We start from the raw sequence: 15,456 nt of genomic DNA on the forward strand, positions 1-15,456 counted from the left end.
ACGCTATGGTTGCAGCTTGGCAGGGGTCCCGGGCTTGACCATCTGCGCGAGACGTGCGGCGTCCCAGTTGGTCAGGCGGATGCAGCCGTGGCTTTCGGCACGGCCGATCGTGTGCGGTTCGCTCGTCCCGTGGATGCCATAATGCGGCTTGTTCAGGTCGATCCACACGACACCCACCGGGCTGTTCGGACCGGGCTGCAGCAACTGCGCCTCCTTGCTGTCGCTGACGTCCCAGAAGAGTTTGGGATTATAATGGAAATCGGGATTGCGGCTGACCCCCTGGATCTTCCAGTCGCCGATGGGTAGCGGGTCCTTCTGACTGCCCATCGTCGCCGGGAATTGTGCGATCAGCCTGTCGTCATCGCCATAGACCTTGAGCACGCCTTCGGATTTGTCGACGACCACCTTCGCGGCTTTGGGCTGCGTTGGCGATACGCCGAGGCGCTGGAGCCGGTCGTGCCAGCCGCGCGCGTCGTCCGCGGGCGCGCTGCCAGCGACATCGGGAATATTGGGGACGCGCACCGTCTTTCCCGCGCCGAGCGGCGTCGATGGCGCGTTGAGCGCGACGATCGCCTCCGGCGTCGTGTGGAAACGTTCGGCGAGCGCCTCGATCAGATTTTTATAGCCGAGCGCCGGAAGCTTGGCCTGCTGCGCGGCATCGGACGGAAAGTCGGGAATGAAGGGCCCCTTGGCAAACGCCTCCGGGATGACGACCAGCCGCGTTGCAGGAACGTCGCGCCATTTGGTCATCGCGGCGAGCGTCGCCTCGTCGAGCTTGCCGCTTTCCTTCAATTCGTTGGCGACCTGAAAGCCGCGAAGCGCCGCGATATAGGACTGGCCTTCCTCGCCGTCGATGACGCCGGGCGAGAAGCCGAGCTGGTCGAGGATCACCTGCGCACGGAGGGTCGGCGCTTCGGCAAAGGGCGCGTCCGATTTGGCGGTTTCAAATGCCAGGGTGTTGGCGGCGGGCGCCGCTGCGGTCTTTTCGCCGCTCTGCTCGGGGGATGGGTTGCAACCGGCGAGGATAAGGGCGCCGGCAAGACAGGGGGCAATTCTCAATTGGGATCCTCTCGCTCGTTCGTCAAATCAACGTCGCGGGTCATGAAAGGATGCAGGCTGTTTGTGCGCGGCCCAATGTCAGTCCGCTTCGATCCGGTATGTGATCGGTTTGAAGCTGCCGCCGCAGCTGTCATAGGCCGAGCAGGCGGTGAGACCGATGATCAGATCGTCGAGCGCGCGCAGTCCGATCGAGTCGCCGGCCTTCGTCGTCGGCGCGATCACGCGAATGCTGCCATCGCCTGCGACCGGGACGTTCATGAAGATGTTGAAGGCCACCGGGATCGCGTCGGCTATGATGCCATAAGGAGCGAGTGCCTCGGCGAGATTGCCGAAGCAGCCGCGGTGGACGGGCTTGTCACGATAAAAATGCCGGAAGGTCGCCTCGCTGCACGGTGTCAGCAGGAAATCATGCGTACCCACGCTATCGTCGACGATCGCGAGCATCGGGTTCGAGCGGTTCGACCAGAGGCGGTTGCCGGCGGTGAGGCGGATCGTTTCCTCATAGTCGAAAGTACGCCCGTTCGAGATGACCTCGCGCGGGTCGCCCGCCATGAAGGCGAGCAGGTCGCTGACCTGGCCTCCCTGGGGATCGATAACGCGCAGCGTCTCGCCCCTCGCGAGTTTGAAGGCCGTGCCCGAGCGCGGCGGGATTGTGACGGTCATGGTCAGGGCCTCGGGTTTTGAAATGGGGGAACCCACGCGTCGTCGACATGGCGGCCGCTATATTGTCCTGCCTCGCTCGTCTCGCCGTGCCGCGCCAGCATCGGGTTGATGCTGCCCGCGAGCGCCTCGTCGCGCGACAGGATGCTCTGTCGCATCTTTTCATAGCGCCCGTCGCCGCGCAGCCGCACGAACTGGTCGTGAAGATTGAAGACGAGCGCGGGGCGGCTGAAGCGCCGCGCGGGCCGCGAGGCGCCCGGATGCAGCCCGACCACGAAAAAGGCTTCGCCGCCGAAGCTGAGCGAAAAATGCGGGCTGTCGGGGTCGGGCGACACGCGTGCATCGGCGGGCAGTCCCCGCCACGCATCCTTGTCGGCGAGCGACTGGACGCGTTCCCAGAGGGCCTTTTCAAAGCCTTGTTCGTCGAGATCGGTGGGGCCTTCGAACACCACGACCAGGCTGCGGAGGCCCGCGGGGTCTTTGCCATAGTCCTTCGCCCAGCTGGCGAGCTGGCGGTGGATGTCGAGATCGTTCCAGCCGCTTGTCAGATCGCGCGCGGCGACGATTTTCAGATTGCCGCTGGCGAGCGCGGACTTTGCGCCAACGCACGGAAAATCGGGCGCCGCTACGAAATCGGCGAAGAGGCCGGAAAGGTCGGGCCGGGTGTCGGTGTGAGGGCAGCTGATCATGCGCCGGAAACGTTTCGTCGTCGCGAAAAGCTGCAGCGATTGGTCAATATCTTCGATTATCGAAGCCGGACTTTGATCTATGTTGCATCAACCCGCCCGTCGTGACGCGATGAGGGCCGGAATGGTCGGGACTACAGGCCCACGGCCTGCACGGCGGCATGCAATTCTTTCTGGCCGAAAGGCTTGCCGAGCCGCTGAACCGCATAGTTCGCGTCGATCGGCGTTTCGCCATAGCCCGTTGCCAATATGATCGGCAGGTCGGGCCGCTCGCCGCGCACGGCGGCGATCAGCTGGCTTCCGGTCATCCCGGGCATCGCCTGATCGGTGATGATCAGGTCGATATCGGGATGCGCCTCGAGCAAGGCGAGGGCTTCTTCGCCCGAGCATGCTTCGAGAACCTGATGCCCGAGATCCTCAAGCAGCGCGGCAGTGTTCATCAGGATGATGGCATCGTCGTCGACGATCAATATGCGGCGCCGATGCCCTTGTACGGCGGCGAGGGCGGCTTCCGCATCGACCGGCTTTGCCGCGGCATCCCCCTCGCTGATCGGGAGCCAGATATGCGCGCGCGTTCCGTCCCCCGCTTTGCTCTCGATCTGCAACGCCCCGCCGAGTTGCCGGGTAAAGCCGTGGATCATCGACAGGCCCAGCCCGGTGCCCTTGCCGACGCCCTTGGTCGTGAAAAACGGATCGGCGGCGCGCGCCAGCGTTTCGGCGTCCATGCCGGTGCCCTGATCGGCGACGGTCAGGCGCACATAGCGGCCGGCTTCGAGGTCGGGAATCGCGCCTGCCGGGACGGTCCGATCCTCGGCGCCGATCGTGATCGTGCCGCCGCCTTCCATCGCGTCGCGGGCGTTGACCGCCAGATTCAGCAGCGCCATTTCCAGTTGGTGGATGTCGGCGGCGACAGCCGGCAGGTCGGCCGGAAAGCGCGTCGTGATCGTGAAGGCGGGGCCAAGCGAGCGCTGGAGCAGGTCCATGACACCCGCGACAAGCTCTTCGATGCCGACATGTTCGGTGGCAAGATCCTGACGGCGCGCAAAGGCGAGCATGCGCTGGGTCAGTGCCGCGCCCCGCTCGGCCGCCAGCAAGCTGTTGTCGAGCAGCTTTTGCGTCTGCGGATCGCCCTCCGTGCGTTTGCGAAGCAGCTCCAGACTGCTGTGGATCGCCATGAGCAGATTGTTGAAATCATGCGCGACCCCGCCGGTGAGCAGGCCGATCGCTTCCATCTTCTGCGACTGGAACAGCGCCTCGCGCGCCAGTTCCAGCTCGTGCTGCGCTTCCTCGCGCTCGCTGATGTCGCGCGTGATCTTTGCAAAACCGATCGGGTTGCCGGCGTCGTCGTGGATGGCGTCGATCACCACGCTCGCGCGAAACCGCGTGCCGTCCTTGCGAACCCGCCAGCCCTCGGCGGCAAAACGCTGCGCGCGCCGCGCGGTTTCCAGCGCCCGTTGCGGTTCGCCCGCGGCGCGGTCCTGCTCTTCGTAAAAGGAGGAGAAATGCTGGCCGATGATTTCGTCGGGGGTATAGCCCTTGATGCGTTGGGCGCCGGCGTTCCAGCTGGTGACATGGCCCTGGTCGTCAAGCATATAGATGGCGTAATCGGTGACGCCCTGAACGAGCAGACGAAACTGCGTCTGGCTCCGCTCGAGCGCCGCCGAGCGTTCTTCGACCCGTTGTTCGAGCGTTTCATTGAGATCGCGAAGGCGGCCGGCGGTGGCGCGAAGCTCGGCGTCGATGCCGACGCGTTCGACATGCGCCCAGCTGCGATCGGTAATCTCGCGGATCATCGCCAGCTCTTCGCCGGTCCAGCGGTGCCGTTCGCGATGGTGGATGGCCATCAACGCGGTCAGGCGGCCGTCCTTGACCAGCGGTATGCAGATGGTCGCGCCGATGCCGATCGCCCGAAAGGCCGCTGCCGCCTCGGGCGGAATGTCGGTGTTGTTGTCGTTGATGACGAGCGGACGGCCCGCGCGCAAATTGGTAACCGCAAGCTCGCCGAAGTCGGCGAGATGATAATGGCCGACGATCGACTGCGATCCTTCGGCGTACCAGTCGCCGCGGATCGTGAAACCGTCCTGATCGCTGTCCATATAGCCATAAGCGCAAATCGAGACGCCCAGCTCTTCGCCCACCATGCGGGTGGTGATCGCAAGTATTTCATCGGCATCGAGGATGGCGGCGGTCTGTTTGCCGAGGCGGTCGAGAAAGCGCAGCCGCGCTTCGCTGGCGCGCAGCGCCTCTGCGGCCCTCACCGCGTCGGTCGTTTCGACAACGATCGCCAGCACGCCGGCGGGAACGCCCGTGTCGTCATAAACCGGCGAATAGTCGAGGTTCATCGACACATCTTCGAAACGGCCGGTGCGGTTGAGCCGGAGAACATGATTCTTGTAGGCGAGCGTTCCGCCCGCAAGGCCGACCTTCATCACATTGTCGTTGAAATCGGCGACCTCGGGCCAGCCCTCGCGCACGGGCGATCCGAGCAGGCGGGGGTGATTATGCCCCGCGACTACCGAATAGCCGTCATTATAAATCATCGTGCCTTGATCGCCCCACAGGAGGACGAGCGGGACGGGCGAATGGATCATGAACGCGACGATGGCGCGCAGGCTTTGCGGCCAGCCGTCAACCGCCCCGAGCGGCGTGCCGCTCCAGTTGAATTCGGCAATCAGCCGTCCCATCTCGCCGCCGCCGTGAAGAAAAGCGATCTCTTCCGGCGCGGCAGCCATCATGCGCAGCATTCAACCCCTTCCGGCTATCACAGGAAGAACGTCACGGCGTGACATCGGGTTCCCAAGGCCGGGCCTAGCCGAGTTTCGCGCTGCTTTTCCCAACATAGGTTAAAGGCGGTATCGGGGCGTCACCGAATAGTCTTGCACCAACTTAACATGGGTGAATGTTCGCGCGGCGCGTAACGCGCATCTGGTCCCCGAATTCAAGGGGGACGCATGGGGCTGGGTGAAATCGTGAACGCGTTGCTGACCCCGCGCGAGCGGATGGTCTGGGAGGCCAGCCTCGCACGCGGCGCGCGCGATTATGCGAAGGGCGTGGACCTGGCCCGCGAGGGAGAGAAGCCCGCCGCGCTGCGCATCATCCTGTCGGGCTGGGCGCAAAAATATAAGCAGATGCCCGACGGACGGCGGCAAATCCTGGGGCTCGTCCTGCCGGGCGAACTTTGCGACCTCGATCTTTTTACCGTCGCGCGCGCCGACCATTCGATCGCGGCGGTGCGGCGTCTGTCGGTCGCGGAGATCGGCCGCGCCGATGCGCAGCGCCTGTTCGAGCTATGTCCCAACCTGTCGCCCGCGCTCTGCTGGGCCGAAATGATCGGCGGCGCGGTGCAGCGCGAGTGGACGATCAACATCGGCCAGCGCAACGCCCTCGAACGCGTCGCGCAGTTGATGTGCGAAATCTATGTTCGCCAGCACGGCGTGCCAGCCGAAGCGGGTGGTGTCTGTGATTTTTTGCTGACGCAAGGACAGATGGCGGAGGCGACAGGGCTCACGCAGGTTCATGTGAACCGCATCGTCCAGCAACTGCGCCTTCGCTGTGCGGTCGATTTGCGCAATATGCGACTCGAGATTCCGGATTTCGCGCAGCTTGCGGCGCTGGCGTCTTTCAATCCCACCTACCTCCATCTCGGCGAAGCCCCCGCGCTCGCGGATCGGGTGCGGATGCTGTTTTGGCTGGATACCGACAAAACCGATCGGGTGAGCGACGGCGCGGTTTCGTCCGCGATCTGATGGGCATGCGCCGCGCGGGCCGGGCACGGCGAGGCAACCGGGGGCGTCCCCTCGGCGTTGAACGGACATGACACCACGCTGGCCATCCACCCTTTGGGTTGTCCGACACGGGCAGAGCGCGGGCAATGTTGCCCGCGACGCCGCCGACGCCGCGGGCGCACACCGGATCGCGCTCGAACACCGCGATGTCGACGTTCCGCTGTCCGACCTGGGACGCGATCAGGCGCGCGCGCTGGGCGAATGGTTCGCGGCGGGCGAAGAGGACGGCCGGCCCGAGATCATGCTGGCGTCGCCCTATCTTCGCGCTGTCCAGACCGCCGAGATCTTTCGCGATGCGCGTGGCTGCGCTGCCGATGAAAGCATTTGCGTCGACGAACGGCTGCGTGAAAAGGAGTTTGGAATCCTCGACGGCCTGACGCGTTTCGGGATCGAAGCGGCGCATCCGGAGCAGGCTGAGTTCCGCCAGCTTCTCGGCAAATTCTATCATCGCCCGCCGGGCGGCGAAAGCTGGTGCGACGTGATCCTGCGGCTGCGCTCGCTGCTTGACACCGTCTCGCTCCATTATGGCGGGCGGCGGGTGATGATCGTCGCGCATCAGGTTGTCGTGCTGTGCCTGCGCACGATTATCGAAAATCTGGGGGAGGCGGAGATATTGGCGATCGACAGGGAAGGCGACGTCGCCAATTGCGCGATCACCGAATATCGTTTCGATCCCAAGGCGGGCCGCGACGGCAACCTCAAGCTGTCGCGTTACAATGTGACGGCGCCGATGAAGGACGAGGTTCCGGTCACGCGTGAGCCCGATGCGATGGTCGCAGCCCGTGGCTGATCCGGTCCCGCTCGACACCGCGTGGCTCAAGGCCAATCCGCTTCCCGATCATCACGACAATGTCGACAAAAACGGACGCGGGCGCGTTCTGGTCATCGGCGGGTGTCGCCGGGTGCCGGGCGGGATGCTCCTCACCGCCGAAGCCGCGTTCCGCGCCGGGGCGGGGAAGGTGACGATCGCGACAATCGCGTCGGCGGCAATTCCCGTCGGCGTCGCTTTTCCGGCGTGCGCCGTCGTGGCGCTGCCCGAAACCGATGGCGGCGAGATCGCACCCGAGAGCGCCGACCTGCTGCTGGACGAAATGGCCAATCACGACGCCATCGTGTTCGGGCCGGCGATGATCGATGAAGCGATTGTGCGGACGCTACTCGCGGCGATGCTGCCCGCGCTTCCCGAGGAGATGTTCCTGCTGCTCGACGCCTTCGCGCTGCGCGCCGCAACCGATCATGTCGATGCCATTCGCGCGCTCGGCCACCACATAGTGATGACGCCGCACGAAGGCGAGCTGGCGGCATTGCTCGATATCGATCGCGACGCGGTGTCGCAGGATCCGCTGGGCGCGCTCGAACAGGCGGCGGAACGCTTCCGCTGCGGCGTCATGGTGAAGGGTGCGACGAGTCATTTGATGGCGGACGGCCAGTGCCTGAGCTATGCCGGGGGCGGGCTTGGCCTTGCGGTGAGCGGATCGGGCGATGTTCTCGCGGGGCTGATTGCCGCGCTCGGCGCACAGGGTCTGCCGCCGTTACAGGCCGCGGCCTGGGGCATCTGGCTGCACGGCGAAGCCGGTCGCCGCCTGTCCGAAACGATGGGGCCGCTGGGTTTTCTTGCCCGCGAATTGTCGCCGGTCGTTCCGGGTCTGATGCGCGGCGTGTAGCGCCGCTACTCCGGGTCCGATGCCCGGCGTGCAGCGCCGCTACAATGTCTCGGCAGGCGCTTCCCAAAGCGCGTCGAGCGCAGTCACCATGATCGCAAATTTGACCTGGCCGTCTTCGTCGACGACGTTCACCCGCAATCCGTGTTCGTTCTGCACGATGTCGGGTTCGTCCTGCAACAGGCTGCCGCTATAGCGCACAGCTTCGCGCCGCGCGGCCGCATCGTCGGTGAGTTCGACGCCGACATCGTCATATTGGCGCGTTCCGTCGTTCGTGTGAAAAAAATAGCGCGCCATGATATTGTTCCTCCAATGAATTGACCCTCAGCTGGCCTGAACGTTCCGGTGGAGATAGGTATCCGAAAAATCGGCGAGTGCGCGCAGCCCGTCGATATCGCCTAGGCGAATGCCGCGCCCGTGGCGCGCGATTGCGCCGCGTCGTTCCAGTTCTTTCAATGTGCGGTTGATGTGGACGGGAGTCAGCCCGAGCAGATCCGCCAGCTGTTCCTGGGTCAACGGCACGTTGCGCGCGTCGAGCCCGTCGCTTCGCGTATCGACAAGCCGATAGTGAAGTTCGCAGAGGAGATGCGCGAGCCGCGACAGCGCGTTACGTCGCCCGAGATTCAGCAGCCATTCGCGGCCAATCGACGCCTCGATCAGAATGTCGACGATCACGGCGCGGGCAATCGCGGGGCGGCTTTCCACCAGCTTCTCGAAATCGGTCAGCGCGACAATGACCATCTCGACCGCGGTCAATGCCTGCAGATTATGATCGATCGTGCGCACATACATCGATTGGAAATCGAGCGCATCGCCGGGGATTTTCAGCGCCACGATCTGCCGGCCGCCTTCATGCGTCAGCTTTTGCCGATAGGCGAATCCGGCGCACAGGATCGGGCAGATGCCCGACCGATCGCCCTCGCGCAGAATATAGGTGTTGGGTTCGAAATGCCGCACGCCGTGGGGCAAAGAAAGGATCGCCGCCTGATCGTCGGTCGAGAGAAGACTGTGGCTGAGAAGCTTGCGCAGGAAAATTTCGAGGCCCTGAAGAGGGATTTCCGCACGCATTCTTCGGCTTTCCATTTTCGGGGAGCGGGACGTCGATGACGAAGACGTTGCTCTGGTGACCTGGCTTTCGCTTCCTAACGAAAGAAGGCGGGGAGGGTTGCGGGGAGGCCGCGATCAAAAGGCTGATTTGCAAGAAGGGCCCTGCATCGCTGCAGAGCCCTTCCGTCCCCTTGAATATGGCTACGCAAGAGGAAGCTCCCTCCGTCGACCCGGGTCGCCGGGCCGGCATCAGTGACGCGATGATTACCGGCGACATGCGGTTTTGCACCAACATAGATTATAGGTGCACCGAAATGCGGCGCGGGGTTCGTGCGCGAAAAAAGGCGATCAATCCATCACTGCGATCGGCGGCGACACCGAAATGATCCGCGCTTCGGCCTCGACCATCCGGCGCAGCGCTTCGGACGAAACCGCAGCGTTCGGCGCCTGACCCGATCCGGTGAACAGCCATTCGAATGCGAAGGGTATGGGATCGTTCGCCGCCGGCATCTTGCGCAACGTCAGCATCGAGACGTCAGCCCACCATTCGTCGTTCACGACGATATCGTTCGTGCTTGCCTCGACGCTGTCGAGCGTGATGTTCTCCATGTTGGTCAGAACGACGTCGGGCAACGCGTCGGGCAACGCCGCCTTGATTGCGTGCCGCACGCCTTTGGTATCGACAAGGCTGGCAAAGATCGCGGGCGCTGCCGGGCTGGCGAAGCGCAGCGCAAACATCAGCGAATGCATCTCGACGCCGGCTGCGGGCCACGTGGCCGGAGCTTCCAATTCGACTCTCCAATCCGCGGCCGGCTGGCTGTCGGTGCCGGGCAGGCGCATGCGAAGCGACAGCTTTCCGCGTCGGGCCAGCATTTTTGCCCCCGCCAACGGGCGAATCCAGAAAGCGAGCGCCTCGGGCGTCGGCGCGTCGGCTCGCAGGATGGCCTTGATATCGAACACCGCCCGTTTGAAATCGGCGTGGATCGGGCCGGCGCCCAGCGGCCGGGCGGGGACTTCGAATTCGATCAGACGGCCTTGGCGGCCGCTGCCGGTACCCTGCACGGGTGCATCGATGCCGGCCATCAGACAGGCCCCGTCGTTCAGTTCCAGCGCATGCCCCAGCCCGCCCGCCGCGTGCGTGGTGAGCAGGGCGAAATGGCGATGGACATATAGCGGCGATGCATAGGTGGACGTGGAGGGGCGCAGCCAGCGAATTCCCGTCCGGGTCTCGCTGACCGCAAAGCCGCCGTCGTTTCGCACGATCTGGAGGTCGGCGACCGCGATCTGCGTCGAGATATCCGGTGCGAGCGGCGCGGCATGGACCAGATCGCTGTTCCGGCCGGTGCGCGTCCAGTTGAGCGCGGTCGCCGGACTGGCCGACGCCGGGCGGGCGGTCGCCGAATGCGAAAGCCGCAGGTTGACAAGGCGTTTGCCGCCACTGCTCCATTCGAACGACGCCACGAGCAACGGCGCGCCCGATATGCCGCGCGCCACCGACGCGCGATCGGGCACCGCAAAGACACACAACGCCGCGCGCCCGTCCTCGAGCGGTTGGTGGAGTAGCCGAAGGTCCCGCGCAATGTTCAGCGGAACCCTGGCGACGGGAATCATCTTCGTCCGGGCTTCGGCAAGAATCGCTTCCGCCGCGGCGGAGATGACCCAATTGTTATTCGCCACGTCCTTCTCGATAGCGAGCACGGGCTTGGTGAGGACGGCACCCTCGACAATGACGTCGGCTTCATTGCGCGTGCTGGCTTCGACCAGTTCGGCGGAAAGCGTGAATTTCCGGTCGATGTCGATCCACCAGGGCTGATCCGGCGCCAGCTCGGCGGCCGCAACCGACTTGTCGTCCGTGACCCAGCCGGAATCGAGGTAACGCCGCAGCGCGACGCTCAGGAAATGCTCCTCGAGGGACTCATCGACGCCGTCGGCCGTACCGATCGGGCCGGGCGCAAGGACGTAGGCGCTGTTGACATAAGCCGGCGCGGGCGCCGAACTTGTATCGAAGGTCAGGCCTACCGGGCCTTCGGGGCGCAGCACGATCTGCAGCGCCGTATCGGCGTCGGTGGCCTGGTAGCTCAACCGCGGATCGGGACCGAATTCCTTGCGGGAATCGAGAATGTCGAGCGTCGATATCAGTTCATATCCAAAGCCGGTCCGGATTTCGGAGGCGATGCGTTCGGCGAGGCCGCCCTGACCGAGCGGTGGTTCCTCGATCAGCGCGAGGATCGGCGGCGTGAGCCCGCTATCGGGCGCGTTCGTCAGGGGCAGCATGGCGCGCAATTGCGGGCGCGTCATCGGCAGCTTGCTCTGGTCGGCCAGCATCGCGACACGAATCCACAATCCCAGTTCGCTCTTTGGCGTCGTGACCTCGACCTCGGCATCGATCGGGATATTCATGGCCCCGGCATAGCGGCCACACAGGCGCAACTTGTGGCGGAACATTGTCGCCGAAGGCTTTTCCCAGGCGAAGCTTTGCAGCACCGTCGATATGATATGTTTGTCAACCGGGGGCCGAAGCGGTTCGAGCTTTTGGCGATGGGCATCGGTATCGCGCGGGTCGCGTTCGAAAAAGGCGTCGCGTTCGAAGGCGTCGAATGCGGCGCGTTGACCCGGCGATCCGTTCGCATCGGTCGCGCGCGAATGGGCCCTGGCGGTTTCCGCACCCCGAGCGATCCACGCCACAGGACTGTTATCGATCCGCCCGACACTCATCTTTTTCGGCGCAAACCACGCGTAGATCGGACGGCCGGTGAAACGCCAGGCTTGCGTCCGCACTTCGGCCGAACCCAGCTCGCGCCAATGCGCATATGTGGTGGCGGACCGGGCGTTCCTGACCGCGAGGTCGTAGCGCCGCTGCGTATCGGCGGGCCGGACTTCGATCATCTCCGCCGCGAGCTGCGACCAGTGCGATGTCGTCGCTTCGTCGAGCGCGAACGGACGCGCCTTTTCGATGATCAGGCCGGCCCCCGCGAACAGATGGTGCGTGGCGTCGCCGCCGACAACCCATTGCGCGATGCGGCGGTCGATCACGGGCGGCGTGGCCTCGAAATATCGCTTCGCAACCAGCGGCCGGACCGACAACCGCGCCACCGTGCCCCTGGGGAGGCCGACCCTGATCGACGGCCTGCCTTTCTTTTCGTCGATCTCCAGATGGAGGGCGTCGGCATCCGGATCGACAATCAGTTCGGCGCGGTGATGCGCGTCGATATAGGCGAGGCGATCCTTTCCCTCGCCATCGGCTTGCTGGAGATAGGTACCGAGCCGCGGTACCGCGATCCGCTTCGTCCGGATCACCTCCTGCGTGTTTGCGCCCTCGAGATGATCGATCATGGTCAATTCGACGAGCAGCTGATCGACCGCGGGGTCGGGCAGGGCGTTGAGCAGGTGGTCGTATTTTTCGCGATCTTCGTCGAGCGTGCGGTGGACGATGAGGTCGGCGAGAAAATCCTTCAGCCGTGCCTGATTGCCGGCGCCCCCTGCGGCTTCCTCGAATTGGGTTTGATGGCCCATCCACCGGTCGAAATCGAAATAGCCGACACGCGGGAAGGGGATTTCCGCCCTTATCGGGTTCGCCAGCCCTTCGATCCAGATCGCCCTGTTCCCGTCATCCTTCGGCGTGACGAACAGGTGCGGCTCGGATTCATCGGCGGGCCGCCCGGTTTCGCTGCCGCTGCCGGCGCGGAGATCGGCGAAGCCAAACGCGTGCGGCTTGGCGCCCGCGGTCAGTTCGGCATGTAGCCAGAGCGTTTCGGTATCACCGAGTCCGGTTCCCGCCGCGGCCTGAAATTCCGCCGGGCCCGTGACTTTCCAGCCGACGCCGTCAGTCGCCAGCTTCAACACCCGTGGATTCACGCCCTCGATCGACAGCGTCAGGCGGCCTTGCTCGAATGGCGCGCTGATCGCTATCGTCCAGTGCGGCGCGCTTTCGACATCGACGACGGTGGCGGGATCGTCGACCGCCCACAGTTTGAGCGTGGCAGGTCCGCCCAGGCTGCGGGCGTCGGCGAGGATGGCGTCGGTCTTTACTCCCGTCTCGGAAAGCGCGATCGCGCCGCTGCCGTCGGCGTTGCGCCACAGGTCGATCCGCGCCTTTTGCCCGGCCGGGGCACCAAAGCCGACGCGCGGATAGTCGAGGAACAGCGGTTCGACCCCCGGCACCGCGGCGTTGAAGCGCGGCGAGCCCGCAGGCCGCTCCTCGATCGTCACCCGGCCGATCGCAGTGGTCCGCGAATAGTCGAAGGTCCGCGCGAAGAGCCTGGCGGGCGGGCCGGCATCTTCGGCCGGGACCTCGGGCGTCGCGCGCGGACTCCAGGGGGTGGTCCCGCGGATTCTTCCAGGCAGGGAACCGCCGCGGCTCACGGCATGCGCGGCGATCGCATAGCTGTGGCCATAGGCGAGCGCCGGTAGTTTGTTCATTCCGGCAGCGGCGATCTGGCCTGCATTCGGTGCGTCGAATTTGAAATAGGGTGTCCGCATCGCTTCCTGATCTGGCGGCTCGTATCCATCGGCGGCTAGCGGCGTTCCCTGATATTCGAAAAAGAGGCGGCGTTGGCCATCGATCGGCAGCGGCTGGAGCGGCAGGATCGAAAGCCCTTCAACATCGGCTCCGCCAACTTGCAGCTTTTCGAGATTGGCATAGGTCCAGTCGCCTTCGCGCCTCACCAGCAGCGCGATGCCGTCATATTGCAACGGGAAGGTGTCGCCATCATCCACGGCGCCGTCGACCGCCAGTTGAACGGGGACCGACCGCGGCAGCGTTTCGGGCACGAAACGCGCCGGTTGGCCGGTGCCCTGTTCGAGCAGTTCGTCGATGATTCCGGAAAAGGCACGCGCCATGCTCGCACTCAGCGCCGCGGCATCGTCGGCGACCAGATGCGTCGTCGCCGCGACGGGCAGGGCTTTCGCCAGCGGGTCCAATGCGCCGCCGATGGCGACGAGCCCGAACCGTGAGGCAAACCAGTCGGTCTTTCTCAATTCGACCGCGAGGGTTTCGTGGTTCATGGCTCCGCCGCCGCTTAAAGCCCGCGTCAGTTCCGATGCGACAAGCCCGCCGAGCGCCAAGCGGGTCGCATCAAGACCGTTGAAGAGCGTGTCGAAGCGCTTTTCCAGCGCCGCCAGTATCCGGGCGGCCATGCCGTCGGGGTCCGCAGGCGGCGTGCTCATGCTGCGCAGCGCGCCAGCCACATCGCCAATCTCGCGCAGCAGTGCGAGCGCCATCGCCTCGATGCCGCCTTCGCTTTCGAGCGTTTGCAGTTGCTCGGCGAGTTCGATGTCGAGTTGCTGCTCGGGATTTTCGCTCGATATTTCGGGGAGTTGGGTGGGGTCGTGCTCGACGTACAGCGCGAGCAGCCGCGGCAGAAGTTTTTCGCTGTCCGGCGACGGGTTGGGGTCCGCGAGATGGAACAGGTGCGTCAGCCGCGTGGCATAGGCGGCGCGTTTCGCCTTGTCGGCTTCGTCGGCGGGCGCGATCCTGATCCCGCTCAGCAGGCTCTTGCTGATCGCCGCGACCAGTCCGGTCGTGTCCAGATCGTCGAATTCCTTGCCCTCCGCGATCCACATGAGCTCGGCAAGGAAGGGGCCCTCGGGCGACCGTCCACCCATCGTGAGGGCGAGGAGGAGCGGGTCGAGCAACGTCAGCAGCCCGTTCATCGCGCGCCAGACCAGCCGCCGGGTGCGCCGCTGGCGTCCATCTTGCGCGGTATCTTCGATTTCAGGCCAGAGCGGCTCGGACGGACGCGGCGCCTTCAGGTGCGGCGCCGGCGCGAGCAGCGAGCCCGAGCGCTGGCTTATCCGCTCGATCAGGCGGTGCGTTTCCTCGGCGTCGGGATCGACCAGCAGAAAGCCGGTTTCGGGATCGACGAGCAACGTCGGATCGTCGACGTGCGGCGCGAGCGGACGAACCCGCGCCTGCGCCGCGGCGAAACCGGTTCCGGCATTATAGGCGAAGACGATATTGTGATTGTCGAGTTCGGCCTCTTCGACATGCGCGTCGTAATGGGGTTCGGGCATCCCGCCGGCAAAGAAGGGGAGCACGATCCAGCTGGCGTTCGGATCGGGATCGCCGAGGTCGCCGATTTTGAGAATCCGGGTCAGACCCGCGTCTTGCGCGAGCGGTGCGTGCCACGATTCGGCGGTGGCAAGCAGTTGCGACACGCTCAGCGCCGCCTCGTCATAGAAGCTGCCGTCGGCGGGTTCGGCGGGAGTCACCCAAAGGTGGGCAGACTGATTTCCGTTCCGCCGCGCCTCTATCCATTCCAGAATTTCCGCGCCGCGTCCCGCCGGGTCGGGCCCATCGGCCACAAACAGACGCGGCTGACCGCCGGCGTCGCTCACGGCTTCGAGACGGACGTTGGGCCCGGCCCCGGGCAATAGCTTGTAGAGGTAGAACTGCACCATCGGCAGGCTATCGAGAAATAGTTTGAACTGCGCCTCGGCATGACCGGAGTCGCCGGCGACGACGTCGAAGTTCAGCTGGACGAACGCGGTTTGCGTGGTTCCGTCCTTCCAGAAGGCGCTGGGCTCGAAGCCACCGGTGCAAATGATATGTTCGCTCAT

10 protein-coding genes are annotated in these 15,456 nt (G+C 64.8%); 3 read left to right on the forward strand and 7 right to left on the reverse strand.

Annotation, left to right across the window (positions count from 1 at the left end; all coding sequences use genetic code 11):
• Positions 1-3: 3 nt before the first annotated feature.
• The 4 genes from AC3A43_RS01695 to AC3A43_RS01710 all read right to left on the reverse strand — a co-directional run bounded on the left by AC3A43_RS01695 (position 4) and on the right by AC3A43_RS01710 (position 5,149).
• A complete protein-coding gene (locus AC3A43_RS01695) occupies positions 4-1,053 on the reverse strand; it encodes a L,D-transpeptidase family protein (RefSeq protein ID WP_487792005.1) in 1,050 nt (349 codons plus the stop codon).
• Positions 1,054-1,137: 84 nt separating this feature from the next.
• A complete protein-coding gene (locus tag AC3A43_RS01700; protein WP_487790815.1) occupies positions 1,138-1,722 on the reverse strand; it encodes a DUF1989 domain-containing protein in 585 nt (194 codons plus the stop codon).
• A 2-nt stretch (positions 1,723-1,724) separates the two neighbouring features.
• Complete coding sequence (gntA, locus tag AC3A43_RS01705) at positions 1,725-2,408, reverse strand: guanitoxin biosynthesis heme-dependent pre-guanitoxin N-hydroxylase GntA (protein WP_487790816.1); 684 nt, start codon at positions 2,406-2,408, stop codon at positions 1,725-1,727.
• A gap of 131 nt (positions 2,409-2,539) precedes the next feature.
• Positions 2,540-5,149, reverse strand: a complete 2,610-nt coding sequence (locus AC3A43_RS01710) for a PAS domain S-box protein (RefSeq protein WP_487790817.1) — start codon at positions 5,147-5,149, stop codon at positions 2,540-2,542.
• Between the two features lie 207 nt (positions 5,150-5,356).
• Here AC3A43_RS01710 and AC3A43_RS01715 point away from each other — a divergent pair, with 207 nt between their 5' ends.
• From AC3A43_RS01715 to AC3A43_RS01725, 3 genes are all read left to right on the forward strand, one after another.
• Positions 5,357-6,151: a Crp/Fnr family transcriptional regulator gene (locus tag AC3A43_RS01715; protein ID WP_487790818.1), complete on the forward strand. Its 795-nt coding sequence runs from the start codon at positions 5,357-5,359 to the stop codon at positions 6,149-6,151.
• 67 nt (positions 6,152-6,218) lie between these two features.
• The gene (locus AC3A43_RS01720; protein ID WP_487790819.1) at positions 6,219-6,980 is read left to right on the forward strand and encodes a histidine phosphatase family protein; all 762 of its coding nucleotides are present in this window, start codon (positions 6,219-6,221) and stop codon (positions 6,978-6,980) included.
• Entirely contained in the window at positions 6,973-7,854 is an 882-nt protein-coding gene (locus AC3A43_RS01725; protein WP_487790820.1) for an NAD(P)H-hydrate dehydratase, read from the forward strand. The genes AC3A43_RS01720 and AC3A43_RS01725 overlap by 8 nt, the downstream gene beginning before the upstream one ends.
• A gap of 39 nt (positions 7,855-7,893) precedes the next feature.
• On the opposite strand, the gene AC3A43_RS01730 is transcribed toward AC3A43_RS01725, so the two are convergent.
• The 3 genes from AC3A43_RS01730 to AC3A43_RS01740 all read right to left on the reverse strand — a co-directional run bounded on the left by AC3A43_RS01730 (position 7,894) and on the right by AC3A43_RS01740 (position 15,456).
• Positions 7,894-8,148, reverse strand: a complete 255-nt coding sequence (locus tag AC3A43_RS01730) for a DUF6894 family protein (RefSeq protein ID WP_487790821.1) — start codon at positions 8,146-8,148, stop codon at positions 7,894-7,896.
• A 27-nt stretch (positions 8,149-8,175) separates the two neighbouring features.
• The gene (locus AC3A43_RS01735) at positions 8,176-8,919 is read right to left on the reverse strand and encodes a Crp/Fnr family transcriptional regulator (RefSeq protein WP_487790822.1); all 744 of its coding nucleotides are present in this window, start codon (positions 8,917-8,919) and stop codon (positions 8,176-8,178) included.
• Positions 8,920-9,246: 327 nt separating this feature from the next.
• Positions 9,247-15,456: a hypothetical protein gene (locus tag AC3A43_RS01740; RefSeq protein WP_487790823.1), complete on the reverse strand. Its 6,210-nt coding sequence runs from the start codon at positions 15,454-15,456 to the stop codon at positions 9,247-9,249.

The organism is Sphingopyxis sp. Soil_C_28 (genome assembly GCF_057657055.1).

Coding starts and splice junctions, on each gene's coding strand:
- AC3A43_RS01710 (WP_487790817.1), bottom strand. CDS start 5,149: ATGCTGCGCATGATGGCTGCCGCGCCGGAAGAGATCGCTTTTCTTCAC.
- AC3A43_RS01720 (WP_487790819.1), top strand. CDS start 6,219: ATGACACCACGCTGGCCATCCACCCTTTGGGTTGTCCGACACGGGCAG.
- AC3A43_RS01730 (WP_487790821.1), bottom strand. CDS start 8,148: ATGGCGCGCTATTTTTTTCACACGAACGACGGAACGCGCCAATATGAC.
- AC3A43_RS01715 (WP_487790818.1), top strand. CDS start 5,357: ATGGGGCTGGGTGAAATCGTGAACGCGTTGCTGACCCCGCGCGAGCGG.
- AC3A43_RS01735 (WP_487790822.1), bottom strand. CDS start 8,919: ATGCGTGCGGAAATCCCTCTTCAGGGCCTCGAAATTTTCCTGCGCAAG.
- AC3A43_RS01740 (WP_487790823.1), bottom strand. CDS start 15,456: ATGAGCGAACATATCATTTGCACCGGTGGCTTCGAGCCCAGCGCCTTC.
- gntA (WP_487790816.1), bottom strand. CDS start 2,408: ATGATCAGCTGCCCTCACACCGACACCCGGCCCGACCTTTCCGGCCTC.
- AC3A43_RS01700 (WP_487790815.1), bottom strand. CDS start 1,722: ATGACCGTCACAATCCCGCCGCGCTCGGGCACGGCCTTCAAACTCGCG.